The organism is Streptomyces sp. NPDC001678 (assembly GCF_042892945.1).
Classification (GTDB): Bacteria; Actinomycetota; Actinomycetes; order Streptomycetales; family Streptomycetaceae; genus Streptomyces.
Window position 1 is genome coordinate 453,729 of record NZ_JBIAUP010000004.1, and the last position, 20,665, is coordinate 474,393.

Sequence of the window (20,665 nt, forward strand, 5' to 3'; positions counted from 1 at the left end):
TTGTCATTCGTCACCGCTCATGCCGCCAGCGGCACCTGCTCACCCGAGACCGTCGCCGGCGTCAGCGCCAGCTCCAGCACCCTCCTGACATCCGACACCGGATGGACCTCCAGCTTCTCCAGCACCTCGGCCGGCACATCGTCCAGATCCGGCTCGTTCCGCTTCGGGATGATCACCGTGGTGATGCCCGCCCGGTGCGCGGCCAGCAGCTTCTGCTTGACGCCTCCGATGGGCAGGACGCGGCCGGTCAGGGAGACCTCGCCCGTCATCGCCACGTCCGGGCGGACCTGGCGGCCGGAGAGCAGGGAGGCCAGCGCCGTCGTCATCGTGACGCCCGCGCTCGGGCCGTCCTTGGGCACCGCGCCCGCGGGGACGTGCAGATGGACGCCGCGCTCCTTGAAGTCGCCGACGGGAAGCTCCAGCTCGGCGCCGTGCGAGCGGAGGAAGGAGAGCGCGATCTGCGCCGACTCCTTCATGACGTCCCCGAGCTGGCCGGTGAGGGTCAGGCCCGCGCCGCCGGTCTCCGGGTCGGCCAGGGACGCCTCGACGAACAACACGTCGCCGCCCGCGCCCGTGACCGCCAGGCCCGTGGCCACACCCGGGACCGCCGTGCGCCGCTCGGCCGGGTCCTGGGCGGACTCGGGCGTGTGGTGCGGGCGTCCGATCAGCGGGCGCAGCTGCTCGGTGCCGATGGTGAAGGGCAGTTCCCGCTCGCCCAGTTCGTGCTCGGCCGCGACCTTGCGGAGCAGCCGGGCGATGGCGCGCTCCAGGTTCCGCACGCCCGCCTCGCGGGTGTACTCGCCGGCGAGCTTGCGCAGGGCGTCGTCCTCCAGCACGACCTCGTCGGGCTCCAGGCCGGCGCGCTCCAGCTGGCGGCGGAGCAGGTGGTCGCGGGCGATGACGACCTTCTCGTCCTCGGTGTAGCCGTCGAGGCGGACGAGCTCCATGCGGTCGAGGAGGGCCTCGGGGATGGCCTCCAGGACGTTGGCGGTCGCCAGGAAGACGACGTCGGAGAGGTCGAGCTCGACCTCCAGGTAGTGGTCGCGGAAGGTGTGGTTCTGGGCGGGGTCGAGGACCTCCAGGAGGGCGGCGGCCGGGTCGCCGCGGAAGTCGGAGCCGACCTTGTCGATCTCGTCGAGGAGGACGACCGGGTTCATGGAGCCGGCCTCCTTGATCGCCCGGACGATCCGGCCGGGCAGCGCGCCCACGTACGTCCGCCGGTGGCCGCGGACCTCGGCCTCGTCGCGGACGCCGCCGAGGGCGACGCGGACGAACTTGCGGCCCATGGCCCGGGCGACGGACTCGCCCAGCGAGGTCTTGCCGACGCCGGGCGGGCCGACGAGCGCGAGCACCGCGCCCCCGCGCCGCCCGCCGACCACGCCCAGCCCCCGGTCGGCGCGTCGTTTGCGCACCGCCAGGTACTCGGTGATCCGTTCCTTGACGTCCTCCAGGCCCGCGTGGTCGGCGTCGAGCACGGCCTTGGCGCCGGGGATGTCGTAGGCGTCCTCGGTGCGCTCGTTCCACGGCATCTCCAGGACCGTGTCGAGCCAGGTGCGGATCCAGCCGCTCTCGGGGCTCTGGTCGGAGGCGCGCTCCAGCTTGCCGACCTCCTTGAGGGCGGCTTCGCGGACGTGCCCGGGCAGGTCGGCGGCCTCGACACGGGCGCGGTAGTCCTCGGACTCGTTCTCCGGGTCGCCGTTGAGCTCGGAGAGCTCCTTGCGGACGGCCTCCAGCTGGCGGCGGAGCAGGAACTCGCGCTGCTGTTTGTCGACGCCTTCCTGGACGTCCTTGGCGATGGACTCGGCCACGTCCTGCTCGGCGAGGTGGTCGCCGAGCCACTTCACGGCGAGCTTCAGCCGGGCCACCGGGTCGGTGGTCTCCAGCAGCTCGACGCGCTGGGCGACGGTGAGGAAGGGCGAGTAGCCGGAGTTGTCGGCGAGCAGGCCGGGGTCCTCGATCTGCTGGACGCGGTCGACGACCTGCCAGGCGCCGCGCTTGCGGAGCCAGCTGGTGGCGAGGGCCTTGTACTCCTTCATCAGCTCGGTCACCGCACCGGGCAGCGGGTCCGGAGTGAGCTCCTCCATCGGGGTGCCCTCGACCCACAGGGCGGCGCCGGGGCCGGTGGTGCCCGCGCCGATGCGCACGCGGCGGTCGCCGCGGATGAGCGCGCCGGGGTCGCCGTCCGACAGCCGGCCCACCTGCTCGACCGTGCCCAGGGTGCCGACGCCGGCGTACGTGCCGTCGACGCGTGGGACGAGCAGCACGCGTGGCTTGCCGCCGGTGCCCTTCGCCGCGGCCTGGGCGGCCTCGACGGCCGCCCGGACCTCCGCGTCCGACAGGTCGAGCGGCACCACCATGCCGGGCAGCACCACCTCGTCGTCGAGCGGCAGCACGGGCAGGGTGAGCGGTGTGGACGTCGAAGCCATGATCTCCCCTTCGGCAGGCAAGTTGAGCTATGCCGACTCAATGCACGGGGCAGGGTGATTGTTCCCAGGGATTTGTTCGCTCTGAGCGATCGCCATGGAGAGGTGCGGGTGTAGCCCGTCGGAGTGAATCGGGTGCCGGCCCTCAGCGGTCGGCCAAGCCCTCAGCGGCCGCGGAGCGCGGTGTCCGCCGCGGGGCGCGGATCGTCATCCCCCGCGCGCGGCCGCGAGGGCGCCGGGACGGCGGGCCCGGCGAAGCGCTCGTGGAGCGCCTCGGCGTCGACGGCCGCCGGGGCGGGCGGCACCGCGTCCGCCGCCACCGTCTCCGCCCGCTCGCGCGGCCGGACCGGGCCCGGCAGCCCGTCGCGGATCAGCGACCGGCAGGCGATTCCCGTGAGCAGCGCGATGGGGTGCCCGGCGCTGGCCAGCGGATCGATCAGCTCGATCAGGTCCTGGGCGCACATGGCGCCCGCCACGCCCAGCATGATCCACCGCGCCGGGCGCGACACCAGCCCGGAGAGCGCGCCGATGCAGGCCATGAGGCCGAAGCTGATGCCGTAGTCGAGCCGGTGCAGCGAGGATTCCGGCAACTGCCCGGCCGCGACGGCGCCGGCCACCGGGAGCTCCGTGGCGAGCGTGGCGAGGACGTGTCCGACGAGGAAGACCCCGGCCGTCCGGGCGCCGCCCACGCGCCGTTCCAGCGCGGTGAGGACGAGCGCGAAGGCCACGCCGTAGGCGGAGTAGAGCCCGCCGGCCACCCACAGGGCGCTGGCGATCAGGACGATCAGCGGCTGTTCGGTCAGGTGGGCGGCGTCGGTGCTGGAGTCGCGGAGCAGTTGGCTGACGGTGGCCTGGTCGCCGAAGTCGGCGTAGACGGCCGTGCCCAGCAGGATCAGGCCGTAGCAGAAGGTGAAGGGCGTGCCGGTGGGCGTGGGCAGCAGCCGGCCGAGGCGGCGGAGCACCGTGCGGAGGCGGCCGGGGGCGGCGGCCGCCTCGTGGGCGTTCCCGTCGGCGTCAACCGCAGTCACTCGGCCAGCCCCTTTCCGCGCATTTCTCCGGGCCTCCTTGAACATTAAGGTCCACGGTCGGGCACCGGATCAACCTCCGGCCGTGACTCCGGTCACCTTTGTCAACCTCTTGACGTGTACCGGCGTCGGCCGATTCGTCGACAGTCACCGAACGGTCAACAGGAGGCAGCAGCACATGCACCACATGAAGCACAGCGACTCCCCCACCACCGTCGTCGACCGCCGCGACGGCCCCCACGGGGAGGTCGTGCTCAGACGGCGGGGCGAGCACTTCGAGATCATCGCCAACGGCTGTTTCCTGATGGACACCTCGGACGGGCGCTCCGAGCGGCTGCTCGTCGACGCCGCCCTGGCCGCCCTTCCCTCGGACCGCCGGGATCCGGCCGTCCTGATCGGTGGCCTCGGGGTGGGCTTCTCGCTCGCCCGGGCCGCGGCGGAGCCCCGCTGGGGGCGGATCGCCGTCGTCGAACGGGAGGCGGCCGTCGTGGACTGGCACCGCTCGGGCCCGCTGGGCGCGTACTCGGCGGCGGCACTCGCCGATCCCCGCGCCGAGATCGTCCACGCCGACCTCGTGTCGTACCTCCGGGCGCCGGGGCACCGTTTCGACGTGCTCTGCCTGGACATCGACAACGGCCCCGACTGGACCGTCACCGAGGACAACGGCAGCCTCTACTCCCCCACCGGGCTCGCCGCGTGCCGGGACCGGCTGACGCCCGGCGGGGTGCTCGCGGTGTGGTCCGCGCAGCCCTCCCCGGCGTTCGAACAGGCCCTCCGTAATGCCGGGTTCGCCGGGGTAACGACGGAAGAGATCACCGTTGCCCGAGGCGTCCCGGACGTCGTTCACCTCGGCATCCGTGCCGCGTAGCCGAGTCCCGCCGGGTGCCCGTACCCTGCCTTGCACAGGTGCAGGACCCGTAGTCACTTCGCTACGGGAACACGCTTAGGGGCGGGGCGCATGGAGCACACACACATCGGCCCGAGCGGCGTCGTGGCCTCCACCGGGGCACAGCGTCGGGTACTGATCGTCGAGGACGACCGGACGATCACCGACGCCATCGCGGCCCGGCTGCGGGCCGAGGGATTTCAGGTACGCACCGCGGGCGACGGGCCCGCCGCCGTCGACACCGCCGAGGCATGGCAGCCGGACCTTCTGGTCCTGGACGTGATGCTGCCCGGTTTCGACGGCCTGGAGGTCTGCCGCCGGGTTCAGGCGCAGCGGCCCGTGCCCGTCCTCATGCTGACCGCGCGCGACGACGAGACGGACATGCTGGTCGGTCTCGGCGTCGGGGCGGACGACTACATGACCAAGCCGTTCTCGATGCGCGAGCTCGCCGCCCGGGTGCACGTGCTGCTGCGCCGGGTGGAGCGGGCCACGCTGGCCGCGCACACCCCGCGCAGCGGCATCCTGCGGCTGGGCGAGCTGGAGATCGACCACGCGCAGCGCCGGGTGCGGGTGCGCGGCGGGGACGTCCATCTGACGCCCACCGAGTTCGACCTGCTCGTCTGCCTGGCCAACACCCCGCGCGCGGTCCTCTCCCGCGAGCAGCTGCTCGCGGAGGTGTGGGACTGGGCGGACGCCTCCGGCACCCGGACCGTGGACAGCCACATCAAGGCGCTGCGCCGCAAGATCGGGGCGGAGCGGATCCGTACGGTGCACGGGGTCGGGTACGCGCTGGAGACCCCGGCGGCATGACGGCACCCATGGCCCGGGGCGGACGGCATGACTCGTTACGGTGATCCCGGTGTCCGGTGAGCGCCGGCCGCCGCAGGGTCTGTGGAGCACGCTCTGGGAGGCGCTGCGCCCCCTGGATCCCTACCGGTCGGTCAAGGCGGCGCTGGGCGCGCTGGTGATCGGCTCGGTGGTGATCACCACGTTCCTGGTGTTCGTCGCCATCCACTCGGCGACCGAGCTCCGGGTGATCACCGTCTTCTCGATCATCGCCTCCCTGCTGATCACCCAGTTCGTGGCGCACGGCCTGACCGCGCCGCTGGACGAGATGACCGAGGTCACCCGGTCGATGGCACAGGGTGACTACACCCGCCGGGTGCGGGCCGGGCGGCGGGACGAGTTCGGGGACCTGGCCGAGGCCTTCAACCGGATGGCGGCCGACCTGGAGGCGGTGGACACCCATCGCAAGGAGCTCGTCGCCAATGTCTCGCACGAGCTGCGCACCCCCATCGCGGGGCTGCGGGCGGTGCTGGAGAACGTGGTGGACGGGGTCTCGGCCCCCGACCCCGAGACGATGCGCACCGCGCTGCGGCAGACCGAGCGGCTGGGCCGGCTGGTGGAGCAGCTGCTGGACCTGTCCCGGCTGGACAACGGGGTGGTGCCGCTGCACGCCCGGCGCTTCGAGGTCTGGCCCTATCTGGCGGGGGTGCTCAAGGAGGCGAGCATGGCCTGCGGCAGCGGCTCCTCGCCGCGTGCCCGCAAGGACGTCCATCTCCACCTGGACGTCTCTCCCCCGGAGCTCACGGCGCACGCGGACGCCGAACGGCTGCACCAGGTGGTGGCCAATCTGGTGGACAACGCCGTCAAGCACTCTCCCCCGCACGGCCGGGTCACCGTCCGCGCCCGCCGGGGCGAGGGGACCCAGTCGCTGGCCCTGGAGGTGGTGGACGAGGGGCCGGGCATCCCCGAGGCCGAGCGGCACCGCGTCTTCGAGCGCTTCAACCGGGGCACCGGCGCCTCTCAGGGGCCGGGCGCCGACGGCGGTACGGGCCTGGGCCTGGCCATCGCCCGCTGGGCGGTCGATCTCCACGGCGGGAGCATCGGGGTGGCCGAGTCCCCGCGTGGGTGCCGCATCAAGGTCACGCTTCCGGGAGGTCCTCGTGAGCCGAGTTGACGTAGGGTCGGTGGTGGGAGCACACACCCGACCGGATGTGGGGCAGGGTTCGGCGAACCCAGGAGAGCCCGGGGTCAAGCGGAACCTCCGGGTTTTCCCAGCTCTCCGTGCCCTGAAACCCTGGGTCGAGTGTGACTTAGGCGACGACTGGCCCGGGTGGCCTGCATTAAGGGTCCCGACAGGCGTAGCCTTTATTCCCGCTGTCCACCACCTTAGGAAGCGGAAGAGGGCGGTTGCCGCCGTGTCGCCACAGTCCCCCAACACCTCGAGCATCTCGACCGACCAAGCAGGGCAGGGCAAGAGTCCTGCTGATGTGTTCGGTCCCAATGAGTGGCTCGTCGACGAGATCTACCAGCAGTACCTCCAGGACCCGAACTCGGTCGACCGAGCCTGGTGGGACTTCTTCGCCGACTACAAGCCGGGCACTGCGGCGGCCACGCCGCCGCAGGCGGTGACCGGGGGTACCCCGGGCGCCCCGGCCCCGGCCGCAGGCGCTGCCGCGCCGGCCCAGGCTCCCGCAGCTCCGGCTGCCGCGAAGCCCGCCGCCGCCCCGGCGGCCCAGGCCCCGGCCGCGCCCGCCGCTGCTCCGGCAGCACCGGCCGCCGCCCCCGCCGCCGCGAAGCCCGCGGCCGCCGCGCCGGCCAAGCCCGCCGCCGCCCGCCCGGCGGCTGCTGCCAAGGCAGCCGAGCCGGCCGTCGGTCCCGAGTTCGTGACGCTGCGCGGCCCGTCCGCCGCGGTCGCCAAGAACATGAACGCCTCCCTGGAGCTGCCGACGGCCACGTCCGTCCGCGCGGTCCCGGTGAAGCTGCTGTTCGACCAGCGCATCGTCATCAACAACCACCTCCAGCGCGCCCGCGGTGGCAAGGTCTCCTTCACGCACCTCATCGGCTACGCCATGGTGCAGGCGCTGAAGCTGATGCCGTCGATGAACTACTCCTTCATGGAGAAGGACGGCAAGCCCACCCTCGTCAAGCCCGAGCACGTCAACCTCGGTCTGGCCATCGACCTGGTGAAGCCGAACGGCGACCGCCAGCTCGTCGTCGCGGCCATCAAGAAGGCCGAGACCCTGAACTTCTTCGAGTTCTGGCAGGCCTACGAGGACATCGTCAAGCGCGCCCGCGTCGGCAAGCTGACGATGGACGACTTCACCGGCGTCACCGCGTCGCTGACCAACCCCGGCGGCATCGGCACCGTCCACTCCGTGCCGCGTCTGATGCCCGGCCAGGGCCTCATCATCGGCGTGGGCGCCATGGACTACCCCGCCGAGTTCCAGGGCACCTCGCAGGACGCCCTGAACAAGATGGGCATCTCCAAGGTCATGACCCTGACCTCGACGTACGACCACCGGGTCATCCAGGGCGCCGCCTCCGGCGAGTTCCTGCGGATCATGCACCAGCTGCTGCTCGGCGAGAACAACTTCTACGACGACATCTTCGAGGCGCTGCGCATCCCCTACGAGCCGGTCCGCTGGCTCAAGGACATCGACGCCTCGCACGACGACGACGTCACCAAGGCCGCCCGCGTCTTCGAGCTGATCCACTCCTACCGGGTCCGCGGCCACGTCATGGCCGACACCGACCCGCTGGAGTACCGCCAGCGCAAGCACCCCGACCTCGACATCACCGAGCACGGCCTCACCCTGTGGGACCTGGAGCGCGAGTTCGCGGTCGGCGGCTTCGCCGCCAAGTCGATGATGAAGCTGCGCGACATCCTGGGCGTGCTGCGCGACTCGTACTGCCGCACCACCGGCATCGAGTACATGCACATCCAGGACCCGAAGCAGCGCCGCTGGATCCAGGACCGCGTCGAGCGCCCGCACCACAAGCCGGAGCGCGAGGAGCAGCTGCGCATCCTGCGCCGCCTGAACGCCGCGGAGGCCTTCGAGACCTTCCTGCAGACGAAGTACGTCGGCCAGAAGCGCTTCTCGCTGGAGGGCGGCGAGTCCGTCATCCCGCTGCTGGACGCGGTGCTGGACGCGGCCGCCGAGGCCCGTCTGGACGAGGCCGTCATCGGCATGGCCCACCGTGGGCGGCTGAACGTCCTCGCCAACATCGTCGGCAAGTCCTACGCGCAGATCTTCCGCGAGTTCGAGGGCAACCTCGACCCGAAGTCGATGCACGGCTCCGGCGACGTGAAGTACCACCTGGGTGCCCAGGGCGTCTTCACCGGCCTGGACGGCGAGCAGATCAACGTCTCGCTGGCCGCCAACCCCTCCCACCTGGAGACGGTCGACCCGGTCGTCGAGGGCATCGCCCGCGCCAAGCAGGACATCATCGGCAAGGCCGGCACGGACTTCACCGTCCTGCCGATCCAGCTGCACGGCGACGCGGCCTTCGCGGGCCAGGGCGTCGTGGCCGAGACCCTGAACATGTCGCAGCTGCGCGGCTACCGCACCGGCGGCACCGTGCACATCGTCATCAACAACCAGGTCGGCTTCACCGCGCCGCCGGAGTCCTCGCGCTCGTCGATGTACTGCACCGACGTCGCCCGGATGATCGAGGCGCCGATCTTCCATGTGAACGGTGACGACCCGGAGGCCGTGGTCCGCGTCGCGCGGCTCGCCTTCGAGTTCCGCCAGGCGTTCAACAAGGACGTCGTCATCGACCTGATCTGCTACCGCCGTCGCGGCCACAACGAGTCCGACAACCCGGGCTTCACGCAGCCGCTGATGTACGACCTGATCGACAAGAAGCGCTCGGTGCGCAAGCTCTACACCGAGTCCCTGATCGGCCGTGGCGACATCACCCTGGAAGAGGCCGAGCAGGCCCTGCAGGACTACCAGGGCCAGCTGGAGAAGGTCTTCGTCGAGGTCCGCGAGGCCGACACGGCCCCCGCCGAGGCCCCGGCCCCGGCCCCGCTGGACGGCTTCCCGATCGCGGTGGACACCGGGATCTCCCAGGAGGTCGTCAAGCGGATCGCCGAGTCGCAGGTCAACCTCCCCGACGGCGTCACGGTGCACCCGCGTCTGCTGCCGCAGCTCCAGCGCCGCGCCTCCAGCGTCGAGGACGGCACCATCGACTGGGGCATGGGCGAGACCCTGGCCTTCGGCTCCCTGCTGATGGAGGGCACCCCGGTCCGGCTCGCCGGCCAGGACTCCCGCCGCGGCACCTTCGGCCAGCGCCACGCGGTGCTGGTGGACCGGGAGACCGGCGAGGACCACACCCCGCTGCTCTACCTCTCCGAGGACCAGGCCCGCTTCAACGTCTACGACTCGCTCCTCAGCGAGTACGCGGCGATGGGCTTCGAGTACGGCTACTCGCTGGCCCGCCCGGACGCGCTGGTGCTGTGGGAGGCCCAGTTCGGTGACTTCGTCAACGGCGCCCAGAGCGTCGTCGACGAGTTCATCTCCTCCTCCGAGCAGAAGTGGGGCCAGACCTCCGGCGTCACCCTGCTGCTGCCCCACGGCTACGAGGGCCAGGGCCCGGACCACTCCTCGGCCCGTGTCGAGCGGTTCCTCCAGCTCTGCGCGCAGAACAACATGACGGTCGCCATGCCGACGCTGCCGTCGAACTACTTCCACCTGCTGCGCTGGCAGGTCCACAACCCGCACCACAAGCCGCTCATCGTCTTCACCCCGAAGTCGATGCTGCGTCTGAAGGCCGCGGCGTCGAAGGTGGAGGAGTTCACCACCGGTCGCTTCCGTCCGGTGATCGGCGACGAGAGCGTCCAGGCCGAGGCCGTCCGCAAGGTCGTCTTCTGCTCCGGCAAGGTCTACTACGACCTGGAGGCCGAGCGGCAGAAGCGCGGCCTCACGGACACCGCCATCATCCGTCTCGAGCGCCTCTACCCGCTGCCGGGTGAGGAGCTCCAGGCCGAGATCGCCAAGTTCAAGAACGCCGAGAAGTACATCTGGGCGCAGGAGGAGCCGGCGAACCAGGGTGCGTGGCCGTTCATCGCGCTCAACCTGATCGACCACCTGGACCTGGCCGTCGGCGCCGACGTCCCGGCCCGCGAGCGACTGCGCCGGATCTCCCGTCCGCACTCCTCGTCCCCGGCGGTCGGCTCGGCCAAGCGCCACCAGGCCGAGCAGGCGGCGCTGATCGCCGAGGTCTTCGACGCCTGAGCGACCGCCTAACGGCAACAGCGGCACATGAAAGGCGGGTTCCCCCTCACGGGGGAGCCCGCCTTTTCGCCGTATCGACCCGCCGTATCGACCGCGAGTCCAGCCGCCCTTGAGGCGGGAACGGCCACAGTGGGCCATGACGACGAGGACAACCAGGACCACATACGAGGACCTGTACATCGCGGGCTGCGCGGCATGGCTGCCGCCTGCGGTCCCCGTGCCGGAGGCGATCGCCCGGCGCACGGGCGCCGTGTCCGTGACCGTCGCGGGGGCGGAGGACTCGGGGCCCGGGATGGCCGCCCGCGCCGCCCGGACCGCGCTGCGGCGCGCCGGGCACGGGCCGGAGGACATCGGGCTGCTGCTCCACGCGGCGCTCTACGACCAGGGGCACGAGCTGTGGGGGTCGGCCTCCTACGTCCAGTCGCTGGCGCTGCCGGGCGCCCGGCCCGCCTGTCCGGCGCTGGAGGTGCGGCAGGTCTCCAACGGCGGGATGGCCGCGCTGGAGCTGGCGGCCGCGTACCTCCGGGCGGGCACCGACCGGCCAGCGGCGCTGCTGACGGCCGGTGACGCCTACCGCCCGCCCGGCTTCGACCGCTGGCACAGCGATCCGGGCACGGTCTACGCGGACGGCGGGGCCGCGCTCGTGCTCTCCCGCACCGGTGGTTTCGCGCGGCTGCGGTCGCTGGTGACGTGCTCGGAGCCCCGGCTGGAGGGCATGCACCGGGGCGACCGCCCCTTCGGGCGGGTGGGGACCGTCGACCTCGACGCGTGCAAGCGGCAGTTCCTGCGGCGGGTGGGCCGGCCGGCGGCGGTGGCCTGGGTGGCGGGCGGGCAGCGCCGGGCGCTGACGGGGGCGGTGGAGGCGGCGGGCACCGGTCTGGGAGAGGTGGACCGGTTCGTCCTTCCGCACCTGGGCAGGCGGCGGCTGGACGCGGCCTACTTCCTTCCGTTCGGGATCGATCCCGAACGGACGACGTGGGGCTGGAGCCGGGGCGTGGGGCATCTGGGGGCGGGCGACCAGTTCGCGGGGCTGGCGCGGCTGGTGGAGACGAAGGAGGTGGCGCCCGGGGAGCTGGTGCTGCTGGTGGGGGTGGGGGCCGGGTTCACCTGGTCGGCGGCGGTGGTGGAGATCGTGGAGGTGCCCCGCTGGGTGGACTGACCGGCCGGCCCCGGATACGGCATCGGTACGGACGACCGATCGGCCTGGATGACCGACCGGCACGGATGACGGATCAGCCCAGATACGGCTCGAAGTCCCAGTAGGGGCGGACGCGCTGGCGGGCGGCGAGGGTGTGGGGGTGCTGGGCGCCCAGGGAGCGGGTGAGCCGCTGGAGGGCGTCCGCCTCGATCTTGCCCGCCTCCTCGTGCTCCCGGAGCCCCCGCAGGTCCATGGCGAGGGCCACTTCGCAGGAGAGGGTGAAGGGGTGGTCCTCCCCCAGCGTGTGCCGGGCCCGCCGCAGGGTGTCGCGGCTGAGCTCCAGGGCGCCCTCGATCCGCCCGGTGAAGTTCCGGCCGCCCGCGGCGTTGAGGGCGCAGCCCAGGACCCAGGGGTGGTCCGGGCCCAGGGTGGCGGTGAGCCCGGCGAGGGCGGCCTCGAACATGGTGAGGGCCTCGGAGCGCTCCCCGGTGGCCTGGAGGATCAGGCCCGTGTTGGAGAGCATGCCGGTGCTGATGGGGTGGGCGGGGCCCAGCAGTTCGCGGAAGCCGGCCTCGCCCTCGGCGATGAGGTCCTTGGCCTGCTCCAGGTCGCCGTGTTCCCGGGCGTAGTTGCCGTGGTCGACGACGACGCCGAGGGTGGCGTAGTGGCGGCGGCCGTGGACCTGCTCGGTCTGTTCGAGGAGGCTGGCCAGGGCGCCGCCCATGTCCGCCAGGCCGCCGGCGCGCCGCTCGCACAGCAGCAGGTTGTGCCGGGCGCGCAGGGTCTGGGGGTGCTGGGGGCCGAGGACCTGGACGTGGAGGCGCATGCCGAGCTCCTGGCGGGCCAGCGCGTCCCTGTAGCGGCCCATCAGCCGCAGGTCGCGGGCGCAGGCCATGGCGGAGACAAGGGTCGAGGCGTGCCGGGCGCGCAGCAGGGTCTCGCGTTTGCGGAGGGTCTCCAGGTCGATCTCGTACGCCTCGGTGTAGCGGCCGAGGAGGCGCAGTCCGACGCCGAGGTTGTGCTGGGCGAGGAGGGTCAGGTAGTCGTCGGGGCCGAGGAGTTCGAGGGCGGTCTCCAGCACCTCGCGCTGGGCCGTCAGGGCTTCGTCGTACTGGCCGAGGTAGCGCTGGTCGGCGGCGAGACAGCTGGTGGCGGTCATCAGCCGGGTGCCCCCGTGGCCGGAGGTGGCGCGGAGGTGTTCCAGCAGGGTGCGGTCGAGTTCGTAGGCGGGGCGGAAGTGGCCGTAGGCGCGGAGGATGTTGCCCTGCTGGGTGGTGAGCTCGACCATCCTGGGGTGCTCCGGGGGGTGGAACTCCGACCAGTGCTCGCGGACCTGTTCGGCGAGGGCCGTTCCGGTGCGGAACTCGCCGCTGCGGAAGCAGTAGCGCAGCAGGTTGAGGACGGTCTCCTGGACGCGGGCGTCCTGGCTCGCGAGGGCGCCGGAGGGTTCGAGGTGGGGCAGGAGCTCGGCGTAGCGGGGCCAGAGCCGGGAGTCCTGGGGGTTGCCGGGGTCGGCCGCGGCGAGCATGCGGCGGACGACGCCACGGTGGGTCTCGCGGTCCTCGGGCGAGGTGAGGCGGCCCACGATGTCGTGGACGATCCGGTGCATGTGCACGGATTCCTGCTCGGGGCCAGGTTCCTCGCCGGCGAGGGCGGAGCGGGTGTCGCGGGTGACGACCGAGTAGTTGACGAGGGTGTCGAGGGCGCGGGTCCAGGCGGCGAGGTCGGTGGCGAGCCAGCCGAGGCCTTCGGGGAGCTCGGCGGCGGGCAGGTGGCGGACGAGGCCGATGGGGATGCGGCCGGGGGCGAAGGCGGCGCACAGGGAGAGCAGCTCCACGGCGTGGGGCTGGTCCTCGCGAAGGCGGTTGATCAGTATCGACCAGGAGGTGAGGGAGGAGCGGGGGACGCCGTCGAAGCCGCTCTGGTCCGCCAGTTCGGAGAGCTCGCCGTCGCGGACCATGCGGAGGTAGTCGGCGACCTCCATGTCGGACTCGCCGAGCCAGGCGGCGGCCTGGACGAGCGCGAGGGGGATGTCGGCGAGCTCGGCGGCGACCTCGTCGGCCTGCTCGGGGGTCAGCCGGGGGGCGCGGCGCAGCAGATAGCCGGTGCTCTCGTGGCGGTCGAAGCCGGGGATCTCGACCAGGGTCGTCCGGCTGTCGCTCCAGCTGCGGTTGCGGGAGGTGATCAGGACGTGGCCGGGGCCCTCGGGGAGGATATCCTCGGCGCTCTCGATGTCGTCCCAGCCGTCGAAGATCAGCAGCCAGCGGCCGTAGGGGTCGCCGCGGCGCAGTGCCTCGTGGAGGGCGCGGATGCGCTCGCCGGGCTCGGAGCCGCTGACCAGGCCCAGCTCGGGGGCGAGTTCGCCGAGGCGTTCGCGCAGGGTGCCGCGCGTATCGGAGTTGATCCACCAGATGACGTCGTAGTCGGAGCTGAAGCGGTGGGCGTACTCGGCGGCCATCTGGGTCTTGCCGATGCCGGACATGCCGAGGAGGGTGACGACGGCGGTGCCCTGCTCGGCGTCCATCAGGTGCTGCTGGAGGCTGTTGAGGAGCTCGTCGCGGCCGGTGAAGCGGACGTTGCGGCGGGGGACCTCGCCCCAGACGGCCGGGGGGTCGTTGGGGTAGCGGGAGCCGGGGCCGGCGGGCAGCGGGCGGCGGGCGCCGCCGGTGGGCAGTCCGAGCCGGGTCAGGAGCCGGCGCTCGGCCTCCTGGGCGCCGACGCTCCACAGGTCGACGGGCTCCAGGACGGCGGTGGCCGGGAGCAGCGCGCGGTTGGTGAGGTTGACGGCGGCGAAGCGCTCGGCGTGGGTGGCGACGATGCCGCGCAGGGCGGCGCTCCACTCGCCCTCGCGGCGCGGGCCGAGCTGGAAGAACCAGTCGCTGAGCACCAGCAGTATCCGGCCGGAGGCGAGCAGCAGGTCGTCGATGGAGCTCTCCAGGGGCACCTCGCGGCGCGGGTCCCAGCGGTGGAGGGTGACCCGGTGTCCGTGGGACTCCAGCCGGTGGGCGATCCAAGTGGCCCAGGGCCGGTGGAACCCGGCGAAGACCACGACGAAATGCTCGCTGTCCCGCCCTTGCGCGCCGGTGCCGGCCGCTTGCCGCTGCGTGGCCATCCGCACGTCTCCCTCGCTGTTCCGCGCCGTGTCGGCCGGGGCCGACCCTGGACACGAGATTACCGTACGTCACCGACAGGTGACGCTGTGCCGATCGTCACGTCGGGTCCGCCGGGCCGCGTCAGCCCCGCGAGGTGCCGTTCCATGGCGATCACGAACTCCCGGCCGGCGGGAGTCAGTTCAGCCGATTCAAGCAGGACGTCCAGGGCTCGCGCGACCTGTCGGAGGCAGGAATCACGGCGGGTGCGGGCCTCGTGCCGGGCCGTGGGCGCGAGGCCCGGGAGCAGTGCCGCCCGGGTCCGGAGGTCGGCGAGGGCGAGGTGGGCGTAGGCGCCCTGGAGGACGCCGCCGACGGGCCGGGGGTCGGGGCGCCAGGCCACCCGGTGGAGGGCGGGCCGGCCGTGCGGCGGCGGGGCGTACAGGGGGACGAGGTCGTGGAGCACGGCGAGTTTGCCGTGCTGGGTCTCGTGGACGAGGACCTCGGCGAGCTCCCTCGGGGAGTCCGGCGGGGTGGTGAGGACGGCGCCGGGCGCCACCCGGTACGTCGCGCTGGCCTTGGCCCCGGGCCGGCCGGCGGGGGCGAGCGGCACCAGGCAGCGCAGCAGGGCCGTCACCTCGGCGGCGCGCGCCGGGTCGGTCGCGCGCAGCAGGGCCAGGGCGGCGCGCCAGTGCCGGGGCCAGGGCACGGCGTCGGTCCGGGGCCCGCCGGCGGTCCGGGGCGCGGCGGGGAGCGCGGAGCGGCCCGCGCCGCCGGGCGGGGCGCGGTACGGGTCCAGGTCGTCCAGGCGGACCGGGCCGCCCGCGAGCCGGCGCAGCCCCTGCCAGCCGGGACCGTGGCCGGTGACGCGGCCGGCCGCGCGCAGCAGCAGGGCGCCGCCGTGCCCGCCGGGTGCGGCCAGGCGGGCGGCGGGGCCGTGGGCGGTCAGCCGTACCGGGGAGTCCGTGACGCGCAGCAGACCGGTGCCGGGGAGGGCGAGCCGTCCGCCGGGGGCCGGGAGGTCCAGGGCGAAGTCGGCGCCGGCGCGCAGGGCGGCGGTGGCGGCGACGGCGCCGAAGTGGCCGAGGCGCAGGGCGAGCGTCTCCCCGTCGGGGGCGGCGAGGGTGTGGGCGAGCCAGGTGCCGACGGAGGGGTAGTCGAGGGTCTCGGCGACCCGGGCGGGGTGGTGCGCCTCGGCGTGTTCGAGCAGTTGCCAGTGCTCCTCGAAGCGCGCGCGGGCGGGGCCGGGGACGGCGGGGGGCCGCTCCAGCCGGGTCAGCAGGGACTTCAGCAGCAGGAGCCGTCCGCTGTGCAGGCCGTCGAGGAGGAGGGCGACGTCGCCGGGGGCGGTCCGGGTCCGGGCGAGGCGGGCCAGGGCCTGGGGGGTGACGCGGCCGGGTCCTTCCAAGCCGCCGGGTGCTTCCGGGCGGCCGTCCGGGGTGCCGTCCGCCGGCCGGGGGCCGCTCACCGGCCGGGGCGCGCCCCGGTGACCCCGCCCTCGCCGCCCGAGTCCCATGCCTCCGCGAGCCGTCCGGGGCCGCGCAGGACGCCCTCCACGGCGTCCGCCAGGGCGGGGTCCCGGGAGGCTCGCAGGGCGCGCAATCCGGTGCGGGCGAGGTCGGGCAGGGGCGACGGGCCGGGCACGCCGTCCGCGCGACCGGTCACCAGGGCGTTCTCCAGCTGGTTCACGCTCTTCTCCTCCCTGCCGCCGTCCACCGGAAGCGGGCCCGCGGCTGCACAGTTCTTCCCAACGCCCCCGGCCCGGAAACCCGTTCGACGGGTCAGTCGGTGAGTCGCGCCACCGCCTCCCGCGTCGCCTGGACCTCGGCCCAGGGCACCTCGGCCAGCCGGCCCGTGAGGTCGCGCCATTCGCGCTGCGCGTCGCGGTAGGCGGCCAGGGCCGCGCGGCGCAGCCCCATGCGTTCCAGGGCGTCGCCGTAGCGGTGGAGGGCGCGGGCGGTGGTGACCGAGCCCGGGCCGTCGGGGGCGGGCAGCCGCCGGGCCTCCTTGGCGGCGGTGTCGAAGGCCGCGGCGGCGTCGGCCACCGGCAGGGCTCCCGGCCGCTCGCTGAGCAGCAGCCGTGCGGTGCCCAGTTCCAGCCACGCCTCGGCGCGGGTGGCGCCGTCCGGGGCCCGGCGCGCGGCCTGTTCGAGCAGGTGGCAGCTTTCGTAGAGGTCGGGCAGGAACCCCTGGCGGCCGAAGCGCAGCACCAGCGCGCGGCCGAGCGCCAGCTGGGCGCGGGTCCGCAGGGGCGACCGGCCGGGGCTGACGGCGTACGCCTCGCGCAGCACGGACTCGGCGCGGGTGACGGGATCGGTGACGGGACCGGTGGCGTCCCCGGCGGAGGTCTCGGTGTCCCCGCCCGGGGGCCCGGCGGCCGGTGCCCGGCCGAGCAGCGATTCACCCCATTCCACGAGGAGTTCGCAGCGCCGGAGGCTGTCGCGGGCGGTGAGGCCGACGGCCGCCGCGTACGCGTCGTCGGCTTCGGGCCACTGGTCCGCCGCCGCGTGGGCGCGGGCCTGTTCGGTGTGGCAGCGCAGCCGTTGGGCGTCGTCGGTGGCGGTCTCCGCGGCGACGTCCAGGACGGCGAGGAGTTCGGCGCCGGAGGAACCGGCCGCCCGGAGCGCGGCGGCGAGGTCGAGGAAGGCGGCGCAGCGCTGGATGTCGGGAGCCTGCTCGTCTACCAGCAGGCGGCAGGCGGTGCGGAGTTCGGCGGCGGCCTCCTCGGCGTGCGGGCCGGGCGCTCCGCCGGTGCCGGTCAGCGCCAGCAGGGTCCGGCCCAGGCGGAGGTGGCGGGCGGAGGTGCCGGGGGGCAGCGCCCGCAGGACGCGGGCGGCGGCGACGAGGTGGTCGCGGTCGCCGTCGTCCTGCCACAGCGCGTAGGAGGCGTCGGCCAGGCGGAGCGCGGCGGTGGCGTGGGTGTCGCCGTCGGGCGGGGCGTGGGTGAAGGCGTCCCGGAGGTGGTCCGCGGCCTCCTCCAGGAGGGCGTGCCGGGACGTGGCGTCGTTCCGTACGGACTCCGTGCCGACGAGGGCCTGGAGCACGCCGCCGAGGACGAGCCGGGCCCGCAGCCCCTCGGCCGGTGCCGCTCCGGGGAGCGGGGCGGTCGCGGCGGGACCGGCCAGGGCGCGAGCCTGGTGGAGCAACGAGGGGTCGCCCTGGACCTGCCAGAGCCGCAGCAGCCGTTCCGCCTCGGCGACGGGGCCGCTCTCGACGGGCGCGGGCCGGTACCAGCGGACCACCCGGGCGGGGACCTCGGCGAAGAGCTCCGGTTCGGCGGCGTCCCGGCGCTCCTCGGCGGGCTCCTCGGGCGGGCCGGGGGGCCCGGGGGCGATGAGCTCCTCGCCGGCGAGCTGGGCGGCCGCGCGGGCGGAGAAGTTGCGGGCGCCCTTGCCGAAGTGGCGCTCGACGTAGTCCGAGCAGTGCTTGAGGACCAGGGCCGCCGCGCCGCGGTCGAGGGAGTGCAGCAGCATCTCGCGGACGCCGTCGGCGAATTCGTACCAGGGGCCGGTGCCGGTGTCCGGGTCCATGTCGGGCAGCCGCCACAGCAGTCCGCTCAGCAGCACCTCGGCGAGCTCCATGGGCCCGGTGTCGGGCAGCATCGCGCGCTGGACCAGCTGCATCACGGGGAGGGTGAGCGGGACGGCCGCCAGGTGGACGGCGAGCCGGAGGGCGCCCGGCGAGGCGCCGGCCCGGAAGGCGCGCAGGAGTTCGTCGGCGCTCCGGGTGCCGGGGGCGCCGGGGGCCGGCGCGGGGCGGGGCGGGTGGCCGGGCAGCAGCCATCCGGCGGCGCCGCGCACCGTCGTACGGCCGGGGCCGGACAGCAGCCGGGCCCAGACGCCGAGCGCCTCGGCGGTCGGCAGCAGGACCGGCACGGGCAGGGCGCCCGGGCCGGGGCCGGGCCCGTAGCCGTCGGGGGTGAAGCGGGTGCTGCCGCCGGTGGCGGGGTCGCGGCGGAGCAGCCCCGGTTCGGCGGGCAGCGCGGTGCGGGGCCACAGGCGGGGCGGCAGGGGCTGGACGACGGCCAGCGGGGCGGTGCGCGCCCAGTGGTGGAGCATGCTCTGGGCGCGCCCCTCCTGCCACAGGGGGCCCACACAGTCGCTGACGACAAGGGTGAGCCGGCGCCCGGTGGGGTCGCGGAACTGGTCGGCGGGGCGCGGGTGAAGATGCCGCGCGCCCCCGGAACCGCTCGTGCCGGAACCGCTCGTGCCGACGAGGGGCGTGCCGTCGGGGGCCCGGTGGAGATAGCGCACCTGGACGTCGCGGAAGACCCCGAGCTGGGCGCAGGTCTGCCGCAGTTCCTCCAGCATCCGCTCCCACACCACCATGGACGGGGAGGTGTCCATCACCAGCTGCACGGCCGCCGGCCGGCGCTCGCCGGGCCGGTGGACGGGCTCCAGCAGCCCGGTGCGGGCGGCGGAGTCGGCGGTGGCGTCCTCGTCGAGGGGGCCCGGGAGGGGCGCGGCGAGCGTGCGGTAGCCGCGCAGGGGCCGCAGCGCGCGCTGGAGGCCCAGGAGTCCGGGCAGGGACGAGGCCATGGGGACGCGTATGGGAAAGGTGTCCACGGCGCCCGGGGGCTCCTGCCCGCGCGCGTACAGGGACACCCGTTCCCGGCGCCGCGCCCGGGGCGGGGAGCCGTCGGCGGCGCCGGGACGGTCCGTACGGCCGCCGGGGGCGGGGTCCGCGGCGCGGGAGGCCGTGGCCTCATCCGCCGCGCCCGCCATGGCCGTCGGGCCCGTCGCACCCGCCGTGCCCGGCCGGACGGCGCCGCCCGGCCCGTCCGGCGGTTCCCCGGCGGCGCCCGGGCCGACCCACTGGGCCAGCCACAGGGCGTCGGCGATCTCTTCCGCCGTGAGGTCCCAGTCCGCGGCCCGCAGCCTGCCGACCAGTTGCCCCAACCGCCGGTCGGGGGGCGCCGTCATCTCTCATCACCTCGGGCGGTCGAGGGGCTGCATGAGCATGTCCGCGAGCCGGTCGCGGGTGACGCGCTCGGTGCGCGGGGCGTGCTGGGTGAGGAAGAGGGCGTTGAGCAGCTGGTCGGCGGCGATGACCTCACCGGGCTCCCGGTCCAGGAAGCGCTGGATGAGCTCGTCGCCGTCGGTCACGGCGTCGTCGCCGAGGTGGGCCCGGACCATCGCGGTCAGCTGCTCCTCGCCCGGCGCCTCCAGCTCCAGCTGGACGCAGCGGCGCAACAGGGCGGCCGGGAAGTCGCGTTCGCCGTTGGAGGTGAGGACGATCAGCGGGAAGGTGGTGCAGCGTACCCGGCCGCCCTGGATCACGGCCCGGCCGCCGTCGTCGGTGAGCACCTCGACCTCGGGTTCGAGATCGGCGATCCGCTCCAGCTCCGGAAGTCTGAACTCCCCTTCCTCCAGGGCGTTCAGCAGGTCGTTCGGCAGGTCGAGATCGCCCTTGTCCAGCTCGTCGACGAGCAGCACCCGGGGCTGGGCGACCGGCAGCAGGGCCGTGCCGAGCGGGCCCAGCCGGACGTACGAGCCGATGGAGCGGCGGGCGGCGCCGGTGCCCTCGCCGCCGGCCCGCTCCAGCTGGACGTCCTGGAGGCGGGCGATGGCGTCGTAGTGGTAGAGGCCGTCGCGCAGGGTGGAGCGGCTGACGATGGGCCACCGCAGCACCCGGCCGAGGCCCAGCTCATGGGCGACGGCGTGGGCGAGCGTGGACTTACCCGTTCCGGGGTTGCCGGTGACGAGGAGCGGGCGGCGCAGGTACAGGGCGGCGTTGACCGCCTCGACCTCCTCGGGGCGCGGGTGGTGGTTCTCCACCAGGCGGCGCAGCACGCCGAGGCGGCGGGCGGCGCTCGGGTCCGCTTCGGCGCCGGTGTCGGGGCCCGAGGAGGCGAAGTCCCGCCAGGGCGGGGGCGGCGGCAGCCGCCGGATTCCGTCGTGCGGCAGCCCGGCTCCCCGGTAGATCCGCCAATCGTTCACACTGGGCTCCTCGTAGCTGGTGGGTGACCGTGAGGCCGACGGTGCCGCCCGGGGCCCCGACACGGCCCGCCCCCGCCCGACGGTACCGTCCGGGGGCCGCCCTGCCGACCCCTCTTCACCCGCCTCCGTACGCGCAATTGAC

Annotated in this window: 12 protein-coding genes; 5 read left to right on the forward strand and 7 right to left on the reverse strand. The window is 74.1% G+C overall.

The features are described from left to right. Nucleotides 1-17: 17 nt before the first annotated feature. Both lon and ACFYZR_RS11420 read right to left on the reverse strand, forming a co-directional pair. Nucleotides 18-2,426 (reverse strand): endopeptidase La, encoded by a 2,409-nt coding sequence (lon, locus tag ACFYZR_RS11415; RefSeq protein WP_391908336.1) that lies wholly within the window; start codon nucleotides 2,424-2,426, stop codon nucleotides 18-20. A 161-nt stretch (nucleotides 2,427-2,587) separates the two neighbouring features. Continuing rightward, nucleotides 2,588-3,451: a rhomboid-like protein gene (locus tag ACFYZR_RS11420; protein ID WP_391908338.1), complete on the reverse strand. Its 864-nt coding sequence runs from the start codon at nucleotides 3,449-3,451 to the stop codon at nucleotides 2,588-2,590. Between the two features lie 184 nt (nucleotides 3,452-3,635). Between ACFYZR_RS11420 and ACFYZR_RS11425 the strand changes: the two genes are divergently transcribed. From ACFYZR_RS11425 to ACFYZR_RS11445, 5 genes are all read left to right on the forward strand, one after another. Then, nucleotides 3,636-4,316: a spermidine synthase gene (locus ACFYZR_RS11425; protein WP_391908563.1), complete on the forward strand. Its 681-nt coding sequence runs from the start codon at nucleotides 3,636-3,638 to the stop codon at nucleotides 4,314-4,316. 90 nt (nucleotides 4,317-4,406) lie between these two features. Next, nucleotides 4,407-5,144 carry a response regulator transcription factor gene (locus tag ACFYZR_RS11430; RefSeq protein ID WP_126916018.1) on the forward strand — a complete coding sequence of 246 codons (738 nt, stop codon included), beginning with the start codon at nucleotides 4,407-4,409 and terminating at the stop codon, nucleotides 5,142-5,144. A gap of 49 nt (nucleotides 5,145-5,193) precedes the next feature. Then, on the forward strand, nucleotides 5,194-6,294 hold the full coding sequence (locus tag ACFYZR_RS11435) for a sensor histidine kinase (protein WP_391908340.1): 1,101 nt from the start codon (nucleotides 5,194-5,196) through the stop codon (nucleotides 6,292-6,294). A 241-nt stretch (nucleotides 6,295-6,535) separates the two neighbouring features. Further along, nucleotides 6,536-10,357, forward strand: coding sequence for a multifunctional oxoglutarate decarboxylase/oxoglutarate dehydrogenase thiamine pyrophosphate-binding subunit/dihydrolipoyllysine-residue succinyltransferase subunit (locus ACFYZR_RS11440; RefSeq protein ID WP_391908343.1), 3,822 nt, complete (start codon nucleotides 6,536-6,538; stop codon nucleotides 10,355-10,357). 136 nt (nucleotides 10,358-10,493) lie between these two features. Next, nucleotides 10,494-11,516 (forward strand): ketoacyl-ACP synthase III family protein, encoded by a 1,023-nt coding sequence (locus tag ACFYZR_RS11445; protein WP_391908346.1) that lies wholly within the window; start codon nucleotides 10,494-10,496, stop codon nucleotides 11,514-11,516. A gap of 73 nt (nucleotides 11,517-11,589) precedes the next feature. Here ACFYZR_RS11445 and fxsT read toward each other — a convergent pair whose 3' ends face one another. The 5 genes from fxsT to ACFYZR_RS11470 form a co-directional block, all read right to left on the reverse strand. Next, entirely contained in the window at nucleotides 11,590-14,607 is a 3,018-nt protein-coding gene (gene fxsT / locus ACFYZR_RS11450; RefSeq protein WP_391908349.1) for an FxSxx-COOH system tetratricopeptide repeat protein, read from the reverse strand. Between the two features lie 59 nt (nucleotides 14,608-14,666). After that, nucleotides 14,667-16,052: an aKG-HExxH-type peptide beta-hydroxylase gene (locus ACFYZR_RS11455; RefSeq protein WP_391908352.1), complete on the reverse strand. Its 1,386-nt coding sequence runs from the start codon at nucleotides 16,050-16,052 to the stop codon at nucleotides 14,667-14,669. Continuing rightward, on the reverse strand, nucleotides 16,049-16,273 hold the full coding sequence (locus tag ACFYZR_RS11460; RefSeq protein ID WP_391908355.1) for a hypothetical protein: 225 nt from the start codon (nucleotides 16,271-16,273) through the stop codon (nucleotides 16,049-16,051). Before ACFYZR_RS11460 ends, ACFYZR_RS11455 begins: the two co-directional genes overlap by 4 nt. 92 nt (nucleotides 16,274-16,365) lie before the next feature. After that, a complete protein-coding gene (locus tag ACFYZR_RS11465; protein WP_391908357.1) occupies nucleotides 16,366-19,506 on the reverse strand; it encodes an SAV_2336 N-terminal domain-related protein in 3,141 nt (1,046 codons plus the stop codon). A 6-nt stretch (nucleotides 19,507-19,512) separates the two neighbouring features. Then, entirely contained in the window at nucleotides 19,513-20,523 is a 1,011-nt protein-coding gene (locus tag ACFYZR_RS11470; protein WP_391908360.1) for an AAA family ATPase, read from the reverse strand. Nucleotides 20,524-20,665 lie beyond the last annotated feature (142 nt).